The organism is Vibrio sp. CUB2, assembly GCF_001557945.1.
In the GTDB taxonomy this organism is placed as follows: Bacteria; Pseudomonadota; Gammaproteobacteria; order Enterobacterales; family Vibrionaceae; genus Vibrio; species Vibrio owensii.
Window position 1 is genome coordinate 1 of the sequence record NZ_LNRB01000096.1, and the last position, 252, is coordinate 252.

1 rRNA gene is annotated in these 252 nt (G+C 54.4%); it reads right to left on the reverse strand.

The window, feature by feature from the left end:
- Window positions 1-252, reverse strand: a 16S ribosomal RNA gene (locus ATB78_RS28065); the annotation flags it as partial.

Here is a 252-nt window from a genome sequence, read left to right on the forward strand (position 1 = left end):
TGCATGCGCTTTACGCCCAGTAATTCCGATTAACGCTCGCACCCTCCGTATTACCGCGGCTGCTGGCACGGAGTTAGCCGGTGCTTCTTCTGTCGCTAACGTCAAGTAATGCAGCTATTAACTACACTACCTTCCTCACGACTGAAAGTGCTTTACAACCCGAAGGCCTTCTTCACACACGCGGCATGGCTGCATCAGGCTTGCGCCCATTGTGCAATATTCCCCACTGCTGCCTCCCGTAGGAGTCTGGAC